Origin of the sequence: Pseudoalteromonas sp. BSi20311, assembly GCF_000239875.1 — a bacterium.
In the GTDB taxonomy this organism is placed as follows: Bacteria; Pseudomonadota; Gammaproteobacteria; order Enterobacterales; family Alteromonadaceae; genus Pseudoalteromonas.
This window is the reverse complement of record NZ_BADU01000131.1, coordinates 1-18032: the sequence shown is the minus strand read 5'-3', so window position 1 is coordinate 18032 and position 18032 is coordinate 1. Positions and strand designations below refer to the sequence as shown.

Genomic DNA, 18032 nt, shown 5'->3' with positions numbered 1-18032 from the left:
TCAATGCAACCGCTGGTAAACTGAGCGCCTTAATTAAAAGAACATATCACTCTATTTCGGAAAAAACATGCGTACTAGTCAATATATACTCGCTACACTTAAAGAAACGCCATCCGATGCGGAAATTGTCTCGCATCAATTAATGCTTAGAGCCGGAATGATCCGTCGCGTCGCTTCGGGTTTATACACTTGGCTTCCCTCTGGCTTACGTGTGCTAAGAAAAGTAGAAAACATAGTACGCGAAGAAATGGATAAAGCCGGCGCAATTGAAATGCTTATGCCTGTTATTCAGCCTGCTGATTTATGGGAAGAGTCTGGCCGCTGGAGTGAGTTTGGTCCTGAGTTAATGCGCTTTACCGACCGTCATAATCGTGAATTTGCTATGGGTCCTACCCATGAAGAAGTGATCACCGATTTTGTTCGTAAAGAAATTAACAGCTACAAACAACTACCAATTACTTTGTACCAAGTACAAACTAAAGTACGTGACGAGCGTCGCCCACGATTTGGTGTTATGCGTGCCCGTGAATTTACTATGAAAGATGCCTATTCATTCCATTTAACCGATGAATGTTTAGATGCAACTTATCAAGTAATTCACAAAGCCTACTGTAATATTTTTGAACGTTTAGGCTTAGATTACCGCCCAGTAATTGCAGATACAGGCTCTATTGGCGGTAGTGTATCGCATGAGTTCCATGTACTCGCTGAATCTGGCGAAGATGCCATTGCTTTTAGTGATGCCAGCGACTATGCCGCTAATATTGAAAAAGCCGAAGCACTAGCGCCAACTGAAGCGCGCCCACAAGCAAGCAAAGAGCTAAAAGCATTCCCAACGCCTGATGCTAAAACAATTAATGAGCTGAAAAAACACTATGGTGTAAAACCCCATCGCGGTGTTAAAACATTAGTGGTTTATGGCACTCCTAATGAAGACGGCGTACGCGGCCTTGTTGCATTAGTACTGCGTGGTGATCATGAACTAAATGAACTTAAAGCTGAAAAACACCCACTGGTTGATTCTCCACTAGAAATGGCAACCGAGGCAGATATTGTTGCTGCCATTGGCGCAAAACCAGGGTCTTTAGGGCCTATTGGCTTAAACATGCCTATTATTGTTGATAGAACAGCGAATGTAATGGCTGATTTTGTAGCCGGTGCCAACAAAGACGATGAGCACTTTAGTGGCATTAACTGGGATCGCGACGTAACAGACTACGAAGTTGCTGATATCCGTAATATCGTAGAAGGCGATCCTAGCCCATGTGGTCAAGGCACGTTGCAAATCAAGCGCGGTATTGAAGTGGGTCATATTTTCCAACTAGGTACTAAGTACTCAGAAGCAATGAAAGCAGGTGTACTGAGCGAATCAGGTAAAAACCAAATAATGACTATGGGTTGTTATGGAATTGGTGTATCACGTATTGTTGCTGCAGCTATTGAGCAAAATAACGACCAATACGGTATTACATGGCCTAAAGCTATCGCGCCTTTCGATTTAGCAATTGTGCCAATGAATATGCATAAATCGCATCGTATTCCTGATATTGCTAATAACCTATACCAAGGTTTAAAAGATGCAGGCTTAGATGTGCTATTTGATGACCGTAAGGAGCGCCCTGGTGTTATGTTTAACGACATGGAATTACTTGGTGTGCCTTACACGCTTGTAATTGGTGAGCGTAACCTTGATGAAAACAAGGTAGAACTTAAAAACCGCCGCACTGGCGAAAAGCTAATGATAGATATTGATAGCGCGATTGAAACAATCAAAAATCAATTTAATGCATAAGCTTAAAGTTAAATAAAAAAACCGCTGTATGTATTTTTCATACAGCGGTTTTTTATTAATTGCTTATCTAGTAACTTTCAAACACAGAGCTTAGATTAAGCATATAGCACTCTCTCATCATGATAATTTATAAAAAAAGGTCGCTGTGCGACCTTTTTAAATACTTTGCAATTAAAATGGTTATCTAAACAACACGTCTTCGCGGTTAAACCACTTAACACAAAATGCCAGTAGCGCACCGGCTATCAGTGCCGTAGCTAAAAATATCAATCCAACCAGCGTGTAATCGACGGTGCCTTTAATAATTTCTTTAATCGCTAAGGCGACGTTAGTAACCGGAATAAAGGCTGTTTTAGCGGTCAGTTCCATATTAGGCATTATGGAAATAATAATTGGGAAAAATACCACCATACTTAATGGCGTCATGTAATTTTGTGCTTCTTTAAACGAACGTGCATAGATTGATATAGCCAATGCTAATGCAGAAAAAATAGCTGCAATTGGCAATAACAATACAAAAATCATCAGCAAGTCTGTAATACCTAATGTACTAAACGCGGCTTTAATAAACTCTAGATCAGCAAATGCGAGTGCTAATGCTATCCAACACCCCATACTAATCACGGTGATAGTAGTTGATGCGATTGAAGTAGTGAGTAGAGTTATAAATTTACCCAATACTAGCTCTGTACGAGTAATTGGCGTAAGTAGTAAAGTTTCTAACGTGCCACGTTCTTTTTCGCCAGCGCCTAAATCTATTGCTGGGTAAGTTGCCCCCATCAGTACTAACGGGATAAGTAAATAAGGTAAAAACCCACCTACTTTTTCACCTAAGTTTTCACGTTTGTCTGCAGTATCAACTTTAACCACATTAATTGGCTTTAAAATAGATTGTTGTGCGCTTTTATCAATACCAAAGCTTAATAGTTTACTTTCTTGAAGTGTATCGCTGTACTCTTTAGCAAGCTCTTTTACACGCTCAAATAAGAAGTTAATTGATTTTGAATCATTAAATACAACTTGCCATTCACTTTGCTTTTTATCATCTAATGTTTGCACTGCATCGCTTGGTAAGTATATGCCCATGTCGATATCGCCAGCAGTTACGCCTGCTTTTAGCTCCTCAACACTATTGAAGGTTTTATCGCCTTTATATAACTCAAAGCTTTTATGATAAAACACTTTATCAGTAAATTCTGGGGCAAAGTCGCCATTGATAATCGCATAAGTATTCACTTTTTGCTCTGCATCAAGCGCGGCTTGCGAAGAGATAAACGCAACCACAGCAAATAACAACGGAAAAACCACAATCGGAAATACCACCACGAACAACAAGGTTTTTTTATCGCGTAACAGCTCTGTTAATTCCTTTTTAAATACCTCAAACATCTTGCTTCTCCGTTAATATGTTCATAAACGCTTGGTTTAATTCTTCGCTGTTACCCGCTTGTTTAAATTCAGCGAGGGTGCCATCAAAACAACTTATACCTTCATTAATGACCGCTACACGGTCGCATAAAAGTGCAACTTCATCTAAATGGTGCGTTGAGAAAATAACCGGAGTTCCTTGTGCTTTTAAGCCTTTAATAAAGTTAATTACTGTTTGAGTGGTCATAATATCAAGCCCGGTAGTTGGCTCATCAAGAATAACAACATCTGGGTGATGCACTACAGCACGCGCTATATTGGCTTTTTGTTTCATACCGGTTGATAAGTTTTCAGCGCGCTTATCAATAAATTTATGCATATCGAGTAAGGTAAATAACTCTTCACAGCGTGCCTTGATTGCTTGCTTGCTCATGCCATGTAGCTTTGCAAAATATTCGATATTTTCTTTTACCGTTAGACGGCCATATAAACCAGTAGAGCCAGACAAAAACCCGATAGATTTACGCCCAATGAGTGGCTTTTTAATTATGTCATTTCCAGCAATAGTAATACTGCCATCATCCGGTTTTAATGCGGTTGAAATCATTCTTAAGGTGGTGGTTTTACCCGCGCCATTAGGCCCTAATAGCCCTAATACTTCGCCTTTTGCACAGCTAAAGCTGACATTTTTAACCGAGTGAAAATAATCTTTATCTTCGCGTGGGTCTATTTCATCTGTTTTATTTTTTTTATGATCTTTAGTGAGCTTAAACTTCTTTTTAAGCGCGGTGACTTCTATCATTTTCGTGTCCTTCGTTTCGGTCTAAAATAGTCCGTGTTGTCGTAAAATGATGAATTGTTATTCTCCTCACACCAACCAGGAACACCTAATAAGGGTAAGGGTGAAAGCTGTTTATTATCGGCTAAACAATCATCGTTTTTAATCATCTCATAAAGTCGCTGATCTAGGTACTGGTATTGCGTTACTAAATCTTTACAAAATATTTCATCCGGCACACTTACAAATAAGGCTTTGCCTGTGAGCCCAATATAAGGCTTAGTCAACATTTCATAATTAGCATGGCCAAACATAAATGGCGCTATGGTTTTACCCCACAGCTCTCTATGCTCTATAAACGCTGTTTTCCATTGGTGGTCTCTTAACCACTCTTTCCACTGTGATTCACTAATAGCTAAAACCACACCGCATTCGTCAAATAGGGTTAAAGCGTTACGATGTTTACTACGCTGTTTTAATCCATGCAACGCTATTTCATCAACATGACGCTGATTAATAAGGGCTTTTGTTTTTGGAAATAAGCACCAAATAAAACCACCAAACAGATCATGCCAATTTTGTTGGCGCGTGGGGACTTCCCCTGTTTCAAAAATGACTTGTTCATAATAGCGTTCAGCAAAGTCAACCTTGGCATCATCGATAAAACGAATGGGGAGATTATTTGCGTTTATGGCATTTAAGTACGGGGCAAAATACGCAGGTTCTGGCCAGTCTGTTTGTTGATGAATTTTAAACAGCTGACGTAAGTGAGCAAATGCCCCTGTGTTTAGGCTCGTTACTTGAAATTGTTCTGGGGGAGTAAAACGCTTCATTGTTACCTTTACTGTACATTTTTATCCGTGACAGTTTACCGCAAAAACTGGTTCTAATTAACAGAAGTTCATATACTAGGGCCACTTAGAACAAAAAAAGAGCCAATATGAAACGTTATTTTTCTTTGACCTTAATCACAACAGCGATTCTAGCGGGTTGTGCAACAACAAGTATCACTTCTGACGATGTTGCGAAAGGCTATAACAGCATTCAAGCCGATGAAATTGCTAAGCATGTAAAAGTGTTAGCCTCTGATGAGTTTGGTGGTCGTGCTCCTTCATCTGAAGGTGAAAAGCTTACGCTTGACTACTTAACAAAAGAATTTACTGCATTGGGTTTTGAACCGGGTAACGGTGATAGCTTTTTCCAAGAAGTACCGCTTGTATCATTAGAAGCAGACTCAGACATGGTGCTTAATATTGGCGGTAAAGACTACCAATACAAAAAAGACATGGTAATGGGTAGTAGCCGTATAAGTGCGCAAGAAGGGATTGAAAATTCAGAGCTGGTATTTGTCGGCTACGGTGTTAACGCACCTGAATATAACTGGAATGATTACGAAGGCCTAGATGTTAAGGGTAAAACCGTCGTGATGCTGGTAAACGATCCTGGTTTTGCAACTAAAGATCCAAACTTATTTACCGGTGATGCCATGACCTACTATGGCCGTTGGACTTATAAATACGAAGAAGCAAGCCGTCAAGGTGCAGCGGGCGCTATTATCATTCATGAAACAGCACCGGCGTCTTACCCTTGGTCAGTGGTTGAGAACTCGTGGAGTGGCGAGCAGTTTGGTTTTGTAAAAGATAATAACAACATGGATCGTGTTGCTGTTGAAGGTTGGGTTACTGTTGATGTAGCAAAAGAGCTATTTACTAAAGCAGGCCTTGATTTTGATACTGCTAAAGCAGAAGCGGCTAAAGGCGCTTACCATGTAGATATGGGCGATTTAGCTGCCACTGTGAATGTAAAAAATACCATCAAAAAATCGGTATCATATAACTTTATTGCCACTCTTCCGGGTAGTAAAACGCCAGATGAGCATATTATTTACTCTGCGCATTGGGATCATTTAGGAACGGATAAAAATCGTAAAGGCGATCAAATTTATAATGGTGCCCATGATAATGCGACAGGTACTGCCGGTATGATCGAAGTGGCTGAAGCCTTTACTAAACTAGGTAAACGCCCTGACCGTTCAATGACCTTTTTAGCGGTAACCGCTGAAGAACAAGGTTTACTTGGCTCAAAATATTACGCCGCGAACCCGGTTATTCCAGCAAATAAAACCGTTGCAAATATTAATATGGATAGCTTAAACCTATTAGGTAAAGTAAAAGATATTAGTGTTGTAGGTATTGGTAAATCACAAATGGATGAACTATTAGCTACTGCTGCAAAGGAGCAAGGCAGAACAGTATCGGGCGACCCTAAGCCATCTTCAGGTGGTTACTACCGCTCTGATCACTTTGCCTTTGCCAATATGGGTGTACCTGCTATGTATGCTGGTGGTGGTTCAGAAGCGTTTGATGAAGAAACGGCTAATTACCGCAAGCGTATGAGCCTAGTACTGCGTGGCTGTTACCACCAGCCTTGTGATAGATATCGCGATGAGTGGGATTTATCAGGTGCGGTTCAAGATTTACAATTATTTTATAAAGTAGGTTTTGATATTTCGCAGCAAACTCAATGGCCTACTTGGAATGAAAACTCAGAGTTTCAACGTAAATAAGCATTTTCAACCAACCCTTCAAATGATATTGATTATCATTTAATAAAATAGTACAGTGCGATCTAGTTTCTTAATTAGGTCGTACTGTATGTTTTTAACAGAACATTTAGGAGTTATTTCGCCAGCTGCAAAACGTGTTTTTCATCAAAATAAACGCCTAATTTTACCACTGTTAATTTTAGTCTGTTTAGCCTTGCCCAGCTTACGCACTATAACAATCACTGCACTCAGTGATGCTTTTTTTCAAGTCAGTGTGTTTGTTGCTGCTACCTTATTTATTTACTACTACGCGATTGATCATTTACCCCAACTAGAGCTTCGTTATCTAAATGCTAAGTCTCCTGTGTTAGAGGTCAGCTTTGCTGCTTTTTTAGGTATGCTGCCAGGCTGTGGTGGTGCAATCATTGTGGTTACTCAATTTACCAAGGGACAAGCAAGCTTTGGGGCTATTGTCGCGGTATTAACAGCAACTATGGGTGATGCTGCGTTTTTATTATTAGCTACCCGCCCTACTGACGGGTTAACAATAATGGCCATAGGCTTAGTCGTTGGAACGCTAGCAGGCTTACTGGTTAATAAACTACATAAAACGGGTTATTTATGCCCTACCAATCAAAAGCAAACACAACCGGTGACTGTATTGCCAACCAGAATAATAAAGTTGAGCAAGCCTATTTGGTTAATGGCTATTATTCCTGGATTATTGATTGCTTTTATACTGGCATTTAATATTGATTTAAGCCAATTTGGCAATCATGTAGTAAATGCGGTCAGCTTTTTTGGTGCTTTAATGGCACTATTTGTGGTGTTTATGTGGGCGCTATCATCAAAAGGTGAAAGCTATAAAGAAGTAACCTCAGAAGATGATGTATGCAGTCCGCCTTCAAAAATAACAAAAGTACTTCAAGATACTCATTTTGTAACTGCGTGGGTGGTTGCCTCCTTTGTGTTATTTGAACTACTGGTTACCGTGTTTGGCCTTGATTTAAAAACATGGTTTTTAAATTTTGCCTATTTAGCACCGTTTATTGCGGTATTAATTGGCTTTTTACCCGGTTGTGGACCGCAAATCATTGTCACCACGTTATACATTCAAGGCGCGATACCGTTTAGTGCTTTAGCTGCGAACGCCATTTCTAATGATGGCGATGCGCTTTTCCCTGCCATTGCTATGGCACCCAAAGCGGCCATTATTGCCACACTATATACCGCAGTTCCGGCGTTATTAGTGGGTTATGGACTGTATTTTTTCAGCTAAATCGCTTTACCTTTTATTAATTTACTTTTCAAGATATAAAAAACCAGCTAATTTGCTGGTTTTTTTATTAAAAACTTAATGAAAAAGATTAGCGCATTGCCATCATCATTTTAGCTGGTTGCTCTAAGTATTCTTTCCATAAATTGTTAAAGCGCGCTATCGTGCCGCCATCAATTACACGGTGATCACCTGACCAACTTACTTGCATAATTGCACGTGAAACTACCTGCCCATGCTGATCAAAGCGTGGAAGGTGCTGTAATTTACCAAGTGCCACAATCGCGACTTCTGGCTTATTTATGATTGGCGTTGCAATAGTGCCGCCAATTGCACCAATGTTAGAAATGCTAATAGTGCCACCTTTTAAATCATCAGGTGCAACTCGCCCTTCGCGAGCAGAATCAGTAAGCTGAGTTAAACTGTTAGCAACCTCTACAATGCTTTTAGTTTGACAAGCTTTAATATTAGGCACTAATAAACCCACTTTAGAATCTACCGCAACTCCAATGTTATGATCGTCATAGTAAGTAATTTCGCTACAATCATCATTTACTTTTGAGTTAAGTACTGGAAATTGACTCATAGCCAACGATAACGCCTTAATAAAGAATGGCATCATAGTTAACTTAACGCCCTGAGCTTTATATTGCTCTTTCAGATCAGTTCTAAGTGCAATTAAATCAGTTAAGTCAATTTCATCACTGTAGGTAAAATGTGGAATAGTAGAAACCGACGCTACCATTTGTTTTGCCATGGCCGCTTTAATACCTTTAATCGCTTCTGTTCGCGTTCCACCTGTGCTCGCTGTATGTTCAGTACTGCTGGTTTTTTTACTCTCAGTAGTCTGTGGTTTGTTAAGCTCAGAAGTATCCATACCAGATGGCACTTCATTTTTTATAAACGCTTCAATATCTTGTTTATAAATACGACCATTTTTACCACTGCCTGGTACGCAAGTTAAATCTACATCAAGCTCTCGCGCTTTACGTCTAACCGCAGGTGAGGCAACTGCTTTTTCGTTAACAATCGCAGTTTGTGGTTGTGTTTGTTTAACCGGTGCATCGGTAGTTGCATTGCTTTGTGCTTTTACGACCGCTTGATTAACATCAACATCTTCTTTTGCAACTTGACCTGCTATGGTCATTTGAAACAACGGGCTGTGTACTTTGGCAATTTCACCTTTTTGATAATATAGCTTTTGTACAGTACCGGTATATTTAGCCGGTATCTGTACCAACGCTTTATCAGTCATTACATCACAAACAGCTTGGTCTTCTTCAATCTCATCGCCTTCTGCTACTAACCACTCTACAATTTCACACTCAACAATACCTTCACCAATATCGGGTAAGATAAAATCTTCTAAGTGTTCACGAGTAGATGTTGATGTTGGTGCCGATGATGTTTCAGTCTTTTCGCTGGGTGCTTCCCCGGCAACATCCATTGCAAACAACGGCGCATGCACTTTAGCAATATCGCCTTTTTTGCAATGCAGCTTAGTGATCACCCCATCGTGTACCGCAGGAATTTGCACTAAGGCTTTGTCTGTCATCACATCACAAATAGGCTGATCTTCTTTTACTGTATCACCTTCTTGTACCAGCCATTCGACTACTTCGCATTCAACAATGCCTTCACCAATGTCGGGTAATATAAAATCTTTAGCCATGGAAACCCCTAAAAGTTCACTGATTGTTTAATTGCGGCCATTACTTTCAATGCATCTGGAACATATTCTTTTTCAAGCGCCAGCGGGTATGGTGTATCTAAACCACAGACACGTAAAATAGGTGACTCTAAATGCAAGAAACACTCTTGAGCGATGGTTGCCGCAATTTCGGCGCCAAAACCATTAGTAATAGGTGCTTCATGACTAACAATAAGCCGACCCGTTTTTGTCACTGACTTAGCAATCGCTTCAACGTCCCACGGTAAAATACTGCGAAGGTCAATCACCTCACAGCTAATACCTTGCTCGCTGGCTTGTTTAGCGGCTGCTTCTACGATTTCCATTTGTGCGCCCCACGCCAATAAAGTAACGTCAGTGCCCTCTTGAACTACCTCAGCTTTACCTAGTTCAATGCTGTAATCTTCTTCTGGCACTTCACCCGTAGATGCACGATATAAACGTTTTGGCTCAAAAAATAGCACTGGGTTATCGTCTTTAATACATGCGCGAAGTAAGCCTTTAGCTTGATAAGGGTTACGTGGCACGACAATTTTTAACCCTGGTGTATGGGCAAAATACGCTTCTGGCGATTGCGAGTGATACAAACCACCAGCAATACCGCCGCCGTAAGGTGTGCGTATTGTTAGATTACCCACGTTGAATTCATTACCACTACGGTAACGAAACTTAGCCGATTCATTCACTATTTGGTCAAACGCAGGAAAGATGTAATCAGCAAATTGAATTTCTGCAAGCGCGGGTGCACCAAATGCAGCCAAGCCATTAGCAAAACCTAGAATGCCTTGCTCTGTAAGCGGCGTGTTGAATACACGGTGCTTTCCGTATTTTTCTTGTAAGCCTGATGTTGCTCTAAAAACGCCACCAAAATAACCCACGTCCTCACCAAAAATACACGCTTGAGGGTGTTCATTCATGGTGATATCTAAAGCAGAATTAATTGCATGTAGCATGTTCATTTTAGCCATTACTTAATTCTCCCTGCTGTTGTTGGATAGGCATCAGGATGAGCTTTTATGTGTGTTTTAAGCTCATCATATTGGCGTTGTAAAGATGGAATTGGCGTGTCGTACACATCAGAAATTAGTTCTTCTAAGGCTGGTTTATCAATTACTTCAGCGCGTTTAAGCGCCGCTAAAATATCATCACGAATTGTTTCTTTGGCTTTTATATCTTCTGCGTCATCTAACCAGTTTTGTTTCACTAGCCATTTTCTAAAGCGCTCAATTGGGCACGCTTTATAGTTTGCTTCTTCGTCTTTTGAACGGTAGCCACTAGGATCATCTGATGTTGAGTGCGCCCCTAAACGATAGGCTATCGATTCAATCAGTACAGGTTCACCTTGAGTTGCTGCAATTTCTCGGGCTTTTTTAGTTGCTGCATAAACAGCGAGTGCATCGCTGCCATCAACACGTATGGTTTTAATACCATACCCTACGCCACGCGATGCAATACCATCACCTTTAAATTGTTCATCAGCTGGGGTAGAAATAGCATAACCATTGTTACGTGCAAAAAAGATAACCGGTGCCTTGTGCACTGCAGCCATGTTAAGACCTGCGTGAAAATCACCTTCTGAAGCGGCACCTTCACCAAAATAACAAATGGTGACGTTATCAATAGTGCTTGCTAGTTCACCTGTTTTAGCATCGATATGTTTTACTTTTTGACCGTATGCGTAACCGGTGGCCTGTGGAATTTGAGTTCCTAATGGCGATGAAATTGTCATGTAGTTAAGTGCTTTAGAACCGTAATGGATCGGCATTTGACGGCCTTTACCAAGATCTAATTCGTTAGAAAACATCTGATTCATAAATTGGTCAAGCGTAAAACCACGGTAATGCAACGCCGCTTGCTCACGGTATTGCGCCATAATCATATCATCTTGATCAAGGGCTGCCGCAGAGGCTGTTACGGCAGCCTCTTCACCTAAACACTGCATGTAAAAGCTAACACGGCCTTGGCGTTGAGCACCCTGCATACGCTCATCCAATAAACGAATAAAACGCATGGTTTCGTATAATTTAATAGCGGTTTGTTTAGAAATGTCAGGTGCAGGAGCACTAGGATGAATGTCGCCGTCCTCAGTTAAAATACTAAGGGTTGGAATATTAAGCGCGTGGCCGTCGATGAACTCAAGCTTATGGTTAATATTCAGCGATACGTTATTGGGATTACTCATAACCTACCTTCTCTTGTTGTCGGTATCACAGTGCCCCTTTAAATTATTATTATGGGTGATTGTTGCTGAATAAACTTTGCAACATCTGCACTGTATTTAATTAAAGCTGCCAACACTTTACGTTAACGTAAAGTGTTATTCAACAAAACTGTGACCAAACAAAAGTAAATATTGAGCAAAAAACTGGCAAGTTAACTATACATAAAATTAACCACTTATTAATCAGTTGGTTAAACTTTAATAACAAGTGGTCTGATGTGTTGAATTAACTAAAGCGGCTGTCTACTTGCATAGGGACAACCGTTAATAGTGCACGTTGTCCAATAGCAACTTGTGCGTTAGGAAAAATAATCGCTTCCCCTTCTACGTCCGCATAAATTGCATTATCACCATCAGTTGCTAAAAGCTCACCCTTTGCAAAGCCTGTAAAGTTCTCGGCATCATCAGAAAACGGAAAGCTAAAGTTTTGTTCTGTTCGGTTAATTGTGCGATGAACAGAAAACAACTCAAAGTCATTTGCATTAAATTTATGGTATTCCACTTCTTTTTGGCTAATTAATGCAGTTAGAGTTTGTTTTGTTTTTGCAAAGCGTGACATGTCATTTTCACCAAAGGGTTTCACTTGCCCAAGCTCTACAGTAAATGAGTCGGCACCATGCACAAACGACGAATAGTAGCTAAACGTGGTAGCAGGCGACTTCATCATCAATACTGTATTCACACCACAGCTTAATAAGAACTGCAGTTGCGACTTTTTCCAAGGCTTGCCATGTAAAAATGGGTAAACAGCAAATTTTTCGTTTTTAGAACCGCGAATAGCGGTATGTAAATCATAATGACAGCGATACGTACCCTGCTCAGAACGGGCGTAAAAATCGCTAACATATTGCTCAAGTTTATCAGCGCGAACGCGTTCGTCGTTCATCGCAATGCCATCAACTGTGTGGTGCCCATTAAATAAGCGATTTAAGTTCTCTTCTACAAAGCGTTTACCAATATTAATTGACTGAGGGTTACCAAAAATAAATAAAACCCGTTGTTGTAATTCAAGTTGCCCACTAATAATGTGTTTAATCAGTTCATCGCAAATTTCAATGGGGGCTGTTTCATTGCCATGAATGGCACTTGAAAGCACCACATTCTTTGACGTTATACAATCAGGTTCAAACTCAATCACACCGGTATCATGCACAGTTACTTGCGTATTATTATTAAGGGTAAATTGGCCTGCATCCAAATGCCATTCATGGTTTCGAGAAAGCGTTAAAAAATCACCATCTTGTTTTAATTGATTAATATATTCTGAAGTGGCTGACATCACTATAAGAGCCCTTTTTGTTTTATAAATTGTAGATACAAAAACGGCTGAATAAATCAGCCGTTTTTAATTTTAATAGCAGATTAGCTAATTACTGAATCAACCAGTTTTTTAGCTTCTTTTTCTAATAAGGCTAAGTGCTCTTCGCCTTTAAATGATTCTAGATATATTTTATATATATCTTCAGTACCTGAAGGACGCGCTGCAAACCAGCCGCTTTCAGTTACTACTTTTAAACCACCAATTGCCGCATTATTACCTGGCGCATGAGTAAGTTTTTGTAAAATGGCTTCACCCGCTAAGGTATCTGCTTTTACGTCATTAGCACTGAGCGCTTTTAATCGTGACTTTTGCTCATGCGTTGCCGGCGCATCTAAACGTTTATAAAGTGGCGCACCAAACTCTTGCTCTAGTTCTTTATATAACGCAGACGGGGTTTTACCCGTAACTGCAAGAATTTCAGCGGCGAGTAACCCCATAATAAAGCCATCTTTGTCTGTACACCAAACCGTGCCATCAAAACGTAAGAAAGCCGCACCAGCGCTTTCTTCACCACCAAAGGCCAATTTGCCTTTGTTTAAACCCTCAACAAACCATTTAAAGCCAACGGGTACTTCTTTTACTTTACGCTTGTTGCGCTCAGTTACTTTGTCAATCATTGAGCTAGAAACAAGGGTTTTACCGATTTCAACACTGGCATCCCAATCACGATGCGTTAGTAAATAGTCAATCGCTACGGCTAAAAAGTGATTAGGATTCATTAACCCATCTGGTGTTACTATGCCGTGACGGTCATAATCAGGGTCATTACCAATCGATAAATCAAAATCATCTTTAAGGGCAATTAAATTAGCCATTGAATAAGGTGATGAGCAATCCATACGAATTTTGCCATCTTTATCAAGCGGCATAAATGCAAAACGCGGATCAACACTGTCATTAACGACCGTTAAATCTAAATTATATTTTTGCGCAATCACTGGCCAAAAGTTAATGCCTGAGCCACCTAATGGATCAATACCAATCTTGATGCCTGCATCGCTAATCGCTTTTAAATTAATAATGTTTTTTAAATCATCAATATAAGGCGTCATTAAATCTTCGTAGCGAATAAAACCAGAACGTGAAGCTTTAGCAAAAGGAAACAGTTCTACTTCAACTAAGTCTTCTAATAATAATTGATTGGCTCTGTCTTCAATCCATTTTGTAACGTCTGTATCTGCAGGACCGCCATTGGGCGGGTTATATTTAAAACCGCCATCTTCTGGTGGATTATGAGATGGAGTCACTACAATGCCATCGGCAAGCTCATTAGGATGATTTTTATTATAACTAACAATAGCATGGCTAATAACTGGCGTTGGAGTAAAGTCACCATTTTCTTGGGTGATCACTTGCACTTCATTAGCAACCAACACTTCAATTGCTGAGTTAAAGGCCGCCTCGCTCAGTGCGTGGGTATCTTTACCTAAAAATAACGGACCAAATATATCGTTCTGTTTTCTGTAATCACAAATAGCTTGGGTAATTGATAATATGTGTGATTCGTTAAATTTTACATCGTAGGCACAGCCTCGGTGCCCTGAGGTGCCAAATGCAACACAATGCTCGGGGTTTTGCTCTAAGTCAGGCTCATTTAAATAATACGCAGACACTAACTTTGGTACATTCACTAAAGCCGATTGTGGTGCAGTTTTACCTGCGCCGGAATGAATTGCCATGGTCTTTCCTTAAAGATAATCACGAATTTTTTCAGCTTGCTCGTTGCTATAGCCTAAACTAAGTGCAACTTCATGCAGCATCATTTTTTTACGCGTGGTATTAGAATTGGTCATCACCCAATATTCACTGTCAGTGATATTTTTTGGGTTCATACTACTACCGCTATTCACTAAGTCTTCTTTACTGGTCGCGAAGTAAACACGATCTCGACCTTTAATATCTAGTACCGCAGAGAAGTCTGTTTTATGCGTTCGATAAAATGCACTTAAAATAAATAAGAAACGACCTACAACACCTTTTTGCATCGCCAATTCTTCTTTATTTAAAATATTAAATACGTTTGCATTTTTTTTATTTACCGGCGGTTTTGCTACTTGGGTTGGCTGTTCAACGTCTGCTATAGGTTGTTCTAGTGATGAATTAGACACACTAACGGTTTCATTTTTATGATCAGTGTCTAATTTAGTGGTGTTAATTTTTTCGCCGTTGAGATTTAATAAACGACGTAAAATAGTGGATGCACTCTCACCAATACTCTGTGTATTGCTTGCAATGTACTGATATAACTCGTCGTCTATGTCGATTTGTTTCATGTTCTTCCTGTCATTACGGGTCACATTTTTCTTTCGATATGATTATACCCAATCCAGTTAGAAATGCGAGTTACAACCCACGCTACCCTAAACATATAATTAATAATGACCAAATAATCAGAGAGCTAGGTATTTTGCATCCAGCGTTTAAATAATATCTGTATTTTTTGCTTTTTTAGTTAATGCTCGGCAAACTATGCGCAAAATTATGGGAGACGTTTATGCAATTAAATTACAAACAAATTGGTCAAGGTCCAAATGTTATTTTGATCCATGGACTGTTTGGCTCATTAGAAAACCTTAATGTGATTGCAAAGCCATTAAGCGAGCATTTTTGCGTAACCAATGTTGATTTACGTAATCATGGCCTTTCGCCCCACAGCGATGAAATGGATTATACTGAAATGGCTAATGATGTTGTTGAATTAATGACGGCATTAAACATACAAAAAGCGCATCTGGTTGGGCACTCTATGGGCGGCAAAGTGGCGATGCAAATAGCACTGAGCCATACTGATTTAGTCGATAAACTAGTGGTTCTTGATATTGCGCCTGTGAGCTACCCTGCGCGCCATACTCAAATACTTGAGGCTTTAAATGCAGTAAAAAATGCAGATATTAGTGATAGAAAGCAAGCTGATTTAATAATGCAACCGTATATAGAGGAGTTAGGTGTACGTCAGTTTTTATTAAAAAGTTTATATAAAAATGATGATGGGCACTTTGTTTGGCGCTTTAATTTACCTGTGCTCGATGATAAATATTCAACTATTACCGCAAACATTAATGCAAATAATTCTTGTTTGTGCGAAACTCTGTTTATTAAAGGTAATGACTCTGACTACATTTTAACCGAGCATCGCGAAGCGATTAATGCGCTGTTTAAAAACGTCAGTGCAAAAATCATTCATGGTGCGGGTCATTGGTTACATGCCCAAAAACCACAGGCTGTAAACAAAGCAATCAATGATTTTTTAACTGCAGTTTAATGTTATTTTTATGGCGTGTTTTTGATTTATCACACTAAATAATTAAAGATTTATGTGCTATAGTACGCGCCGTTTAATTTAAAGGTTATACGTCGATGGTCAGTCAGTTTATTAACGAATTTGATACCTTAGGGTTGTATTTTGGCTTAGCAGGTATTTTTATTTTTATCGGCTTGGCAATTAAAGACGTACTGAAAAGCGGCAATGTGCCTAAATTTGGTCGTTATATTGTGTGGCTGGTACTCTTTTTAGGTTGCTCTGGCTTTATTGCCAAAGGACTTATTCAGGTATTTTGGCAAGGTGCGGGTGTAGGTTAAGCATGGCCAAGTCAGAAACAGATAGAACAACGCTTGATTTATTTGAATACGAAAAACGTCCAGGAAGACCTAAAACTAATCCCCTTCCTCGGGATATGCAGTTAAAGGTTAATAAACGTAATCAAATAAAAAGAGATAAGGCACGTGGTTTAAAGCGTGTTGAATTTAAAGTTTCGTCACAGCTGTATCAGGCACTGAGTGATATGGCAGATGCACAAAATATTAGCCGCAGTGCGTTGATCGAAACAATTTTACAAGAAAGATTGGCTATTGATAGATAAAAGGTTTAAATCCATGGCAAGTGTAGGCATTTTTTTCGGAAGTGACACAGGTAACACAGAACACGTAGCAAAAATGATCCAAAAAGAATTGGGTAAAAAGCTCGTTGCTGTGCATGACATTGCAAAAAGCTCTAAAGAAGAGATTGCTGAGTTTGATCTGATCTTATTCGGTATTCCAACTTGGTATTATGGTGAAGCGCAATGTGATTGGGATGATTTCTTTCCTGAGCTTGAAGAAGTAAGCTTTGAAGGTAAACTAGTGGCTATTTTTGGCTGTGGCGACCAAGAAGACTATGCAGAATACTTCTTAGATGCTATGGGCATGATCAACGATATCGTAACAGAACGTGGCGCTATTGTTGTAGGGCATTGGCCTACAGACAGTTATGATTTTGAAGCATCAAAAGGCATGGCTGATGACAAACATTTTGTTGGTTTAGGTATTGATGAAGACCGTCAGCCAGAATTGACTGAGCAGCGTGTTAAACAGTGGTGTGCTCAGGTATATGATGAAATGTGCTTAAGCGAGTTAGCAGATTAATCCCCCCTTTTAATGCTAACTGTTTAAAATATTATCAAACAGTTAGCATTTTCCGCGTTAATATTGATATAGATCAATTGTTCTTTGCACTTCCTGCTAAGGCACGTTATCCTAACTGTTATTGTGACGAGTACATCTTGCAAGATGTCTAGTATAACTAAATAAAATTGAGACAGATTTAATGACTGATCATAACTTGGAACTTAAAAAAGCCGGGCTAAAGGTAACTTTACCGCGTATTAAAATTTTAGAGATTCTTCAATCTCCAGATAACCAACACATAAGCGCTGAAGATGTTTACAAGGTTTTATTAGATCTAGGCGAAGAAATTGGTCTTGCGACTGTTTACCGTGTTTTAAATCAATTTGATGATGCAGGAATTGTAAGCCGTCACCACTTTGAAGGCGGTAAGTCAGTATTTGAACTTTCTGGCAGCACTCACCATGACCATTTAGTATGTTTAAAATGTGGCAAAGTTGTTGAGTTTGAAGATGACTTAATTGAACGTCGTCAACTCGAGATTGCTGATGAAAACGGTATTAAGTTAACTAACCACTCTCTTTACCTGTACGGCGAGTGTGAAGATAAAGACGCATGTAAGGCGTTTGCACAAAACAATAGTTAATATTATTAATTGCAT

17 protein-coding genes are annotated in these 18032 nt (G+C 39.6%); 8 read left to right on the top strand and 9 right to left on the bottom strand.

All coding sequences use genetic code 11. The features are described from left to right. The first annotated feature begins 67 nt into the window (after positions 1 to 67). The gene (locus P20311_RS13550; RefSeq protein ID WP_008113804.1) at positions 68 to 1792 is read left to right on the top strand and encodes a proline--tRNA ligase; all 1725 of its coding nucleotides are present in this window, start codon (positions 68 to 70) and stop codon (positions 1790 to 1792) included. 180 nt (positions 1793 to 1972) lie between these two features. Here P20311_RS13550 and P20311_RS13545 read toward each other — a convergent pair whose 3' ends face one another. From P20311_RS13545 to P20311_RS13535, 3 genes are read right to left on the bottom strand one after another with little or no spacing between them, the layout of a single operon-like run. Then, positions 1973 to 3181, bottom strand: a complete 1209-nt coding sequence (locus tag P20311_RS13545; RefSeq protein ID WP_008113802.1) for an ABC transporter permease — start codon at positions 3179 to 3181, stop codon at positions 1973 to 1975. Continuing rightward, positions 3174 to 3962, bottom strand: a complete 789-nt coding sequence (locus P20311_RS13540) for an ABC transporter ATP-binding protein (protein ID WP_008113800.1) — start codon at positions 3960 to 3962, stop codon at positions 3174 to 3176. The genes P20311_RS13545 and P20311_RS13540 overlap by 8 nt, the downstream gene beginning before the upstream one ends. Further along, positions 3959 to 4771 (bottom strand): DUF3025 domain-containing protein, encoded by an 813-nt coding sequence (locus P20311_RS13535; RefSeq protein ID WP_008113798.1) that lies wholly within the window; start codon positions 4769 to 4771, stop codon positions 3959 to 3961. Before P20311_RS13535 ends, P20311_RS13540 begins: the two co-directional genes overlap by 4 nt. A 107-nt stretch (positions 4772 to 4878) precedes the next feature. Here P20311_RS13535 and P20311_RS13530 point away from each other — a divergent pair, with 107 nt between their 5' ends. Next, positions 4879 to 6504 carry a M28 family metallopeptidase gene (locus tag P20311_RS13530; protein WP_008113796.1) on the top strand — a complete coding sequence of 542 codons (1626 nt, stop codon included), beginning with the start codon at positions 4879 to 4881 and terminating at the stop codon, positions 6502 to 6504. A gap of 88 nt (positions 6505 to 6592) precedes the next feature. Next, a complete protein-coding gene (locus tag P20311_RS13525; RefSeq protein WP_008113794.1) occupies positions 6593 to 7762 on the top strand; it encodes a putative manganese transporter in 1170 nt (389 codons plus the stop codon). 88 nt (positions 7763 to 7850) lie between these two features. Here the strand turns inward: P20311_RS13525 and P20311_RS13520 are convergent, their stop codons facing one another. The 6 genes from P20311_RS13520 to seqA all read right to left on the bottom strand — a co-directional run bounded on the left by P20311_RS13520 (position 7851) and on the right by seqA (position 15264). Then, complete coding sequence (locus P20311_RS13520) at positions 7851 to 9431, bottom strand: dihydrolipoyllysine-residue acetyltransferase (protein WP_008113793.1); 1581 nt, start codon at positions 9429 to 9431, stop codon at positions 7851 to 7853. Between the two features lie 8 nt (positions 9432 to 9439). Further along, positions 9440 to 10417, bottom strand: coding sequence for an alpha-ketoacid dehydrogenase subunit beta (locus tag P20311_RS13515; RefSeq protein ID WP_008113791.1), 978 nt, complete (start codon positions 10415 to 10417; stop codon positions 9440 to 9442). Beyond that, positions 10417 to 11631 (bottom strand): thiamine pyrophosphate-dependent dehydrogenase E1 component subunit alpha, encoded by a 1215-nt coding sequence (locus P20311_RS13510; RefSeq protein ID WP_008113789.1) that lies wholly within the window; start codon positions 11629 to 11631, stop codon positions 10417 to 10419. The genes P20311_RS13515 and P20311_RS13510 overlap by 1 nt, the downstream gene beginning before the upstream one ends. Before the next feature lie 265 nt (positions 11632 to 11896). After that, positions 11897 to 12949, bottom strand: coding sequence for a succinylglutamate desuccinylase (gene astE, locus P20311_RS13505; protein ID WP_008113787.1), 1053 nt, complete (start codon positions 12947 to 12949; stop codon positions 11897 to 11899). A gap of 83 nt (positions 12950 to 13032) precedes the next feature. Continuing rightward, a complete protein-coding gene (gene pgm, locus P20311_RS13500) occupies positions 13033 to 14670 on the bottom strand; it encodes a phosphoglucomutase (alpha-D-glucose-1,6-bisphosphate-dependent) (protein WP_008113784.1) in 1638 nt (545 codons plus the stop codon). 9 nt (positions 14671 to 14679) lie between these two features. Then, positions 14680 to 15264, bottom strand: coding sequence for a replication initiation negative regulator SeqA (gene seqA, locus P20311_RS13495; protein WP_008113782.1), 585 nt, complete (start codon positions 15262 to 15264; stop codon positions 14680 to 14682). Positions 15265 to 15485: 221 nt separating this feature from the next. On the opposite strand from seqA, the gene P20311_RS13490 reads away from it, so the two are divergent. From P20311_RS13490 to fur, 5 genes are all read left to right on the top strand, one after another. Then, positions 15486 to 16253, top strand: a complete 768-nt coding sequence (locus P20311_RS13490; protein ID WP_008113779.1) for an alpha/beta fold hydrolase — start codon at positions 15486 to 15488, stop codon at positions 16251 to 16253. Positions 16254 to 16348: 95 nt separating this feature from the next. Next, on the top strand, positions 16349 to 16570 hold the full coding sequence (locus P20311_RS13485) for a DUF2788 domain-containing protein (protein WP_008113777.1): 222 nt from the start codon (positions 16349 to 16351) through the stop codon (positions 16568 to 16570). A gap of 2 nt (positions 16571 to 16572) precedes the next feature. Then, positions 16573 to 16851: a LexA regulated protein gene (gene ybfE / locus P20311_RS13480; RefSeq protein WP_008113775.1), complete on the top strand. Its 279-nt coding sequence runs from the start codon at positions 16573 to 16575 to the stop codon at positions 16849 to 16851. 13 nt (positions 16852 to 16864) lie between these two features. Then, positions 16865 to 17392: a flavodoxin FldA gene (gene fldA, locus P20311_RS13475; RefSeq protein ID WP_008113772.1), complete on the top strand. Its 528-nt coding sequence runs from the start codon at positions 16865 to 16867 to the stop codon at positions 17390 to 17392. A gap of 181 nt (positions 17393 to 17573) precedes the next feature. Continuing rightward, positions 17574 to 18017 carry a ferric iron uptake transcriptional regulator gene (fur, locus tag P20311_RS13470; RefSeq protein WP_008113768.1) on the top strand — a complete coding sequence of 148 codons (444 nt, stop codon included), beginning with the start codon at positions 17574 to 17576 and terminating at the stop codon, positions 18015 to 18017. The last annotated feature ends 15 nt before the right edge of the window (positions 18018 to 18032 follow it).

Bases quoted from the DNA above. Each gene is read 5' to 3' on its own strand.
- P20311_RS13550 (WP_008113804.1), top strand. From the start codon at position 68: ATGCGTACTAGTCAATATATACTCGCTACACTTAAAGAAACGCCATCC.
- P20311_RS13545 (WP_008113802.1), bottom strand. From the start codon at position 3,181: ATGTTTGAGGTATTTAAAAAGGAATTAACAGAGCTGTTACGCGATAAA.
- P20311_RS13540 (WP_008113800.1), bottom strand. From the start codon at position 3,962: ATGATAGAAGTCACCGCGCTTAAAAAGAAGTTTAAGCTCACTAAAGAT.
- P20311_RS13535 (WP_008113798.1), bottom strand. From the start codon at position 4,771: ATGAAGCGTTTTACTCCCCCAGAACAATTTCAAGTAACGAGCCTAAAC.
- P20311_RS13530 (WP_008113796.1), top strand. From the start codon at position 4,879: ATGAAACGTTATTTTTCTTTGACCTTAATCACAACAGCGATTCTAGCG.
- P20311_RS13525 (WP_008113794.1), top strand. From the start codon at position 6,593: ATGTTTTTAACAGAACATTTAGGAGTTATTTCGCCAGCTGCAAAACGT.
- P20311_RS13520 (WP_008113793.1), bottom strand. From the start codon at position 9,431: ATGGCTAAAGATTTTATATTACCCGACATTGGTGAAGGCATTGTTGAA.
- P20311_RS13515 (WP_008113791.1), bottom strand. From the start codon at position 10,417: ATGGCTAAAATGAACATGCTACATGCAATTAATTCTGCTTTAGATATC.
- P20311_RS13510 (WP_008113789.1), bottom strand. From the start codon at position 11,631: ATGAGTAATCCCAATAACGTATCGCTGAATATTAACCATAAGCTTGAG.
- astE (WP_008113787.1), bottom strand. From the start codon at position 12,949: ATGTCAGCCACTTCAGAATATATTAATCAATTAAAACAAGATGGTGAT.
- pgm (WP_008113784.1), bottom strand. From the start codon at position 14,670: ATGGCAATTCATTCCGGCGCAGGTAAAACTGCACCACAATCGGCTTTA.
- seqA (WP_008113782.1), bottom strand. From the start codon at position 15,264: ATGAAACAAATCGACATAGACGACGAGTTATATCAGTACATTGCAAGC.
- P20311_RS13490 (WP_008113779.1), top strand. From the start codon at position 15,486: ATGCAATTAAATTACAAACAAATTGGTCAAGGTCCAAATGTTATTTTG.
- P20311_RS13485 (WP_008113777.1), top strand. From the start codon at position 16,349: ATGGTCAGTCAGTTTATTAACGAATTTGATACCTTAGGGTTGTATTTT.
- ybfE (WP_008113775.1), top strand. From the start codon at position 16,573: ATGGCCAAGTCAGAAACAGATAGAACAACGCTTGATTTATTTGAATAC.
- fldA (WP_008113772.1), top strand. From the start codon at position 16,865: ATGGCAAGTGTAGGCATTTTTTTCGGAAGTGACACAGGTAACACAGAA.
- fur (WP_008113768.1), top strand. From the start codon at position 17,574: ATGACTGATCATAACTTGGAACTTAAAAAAGCCGGGCTAAAGGTAACT.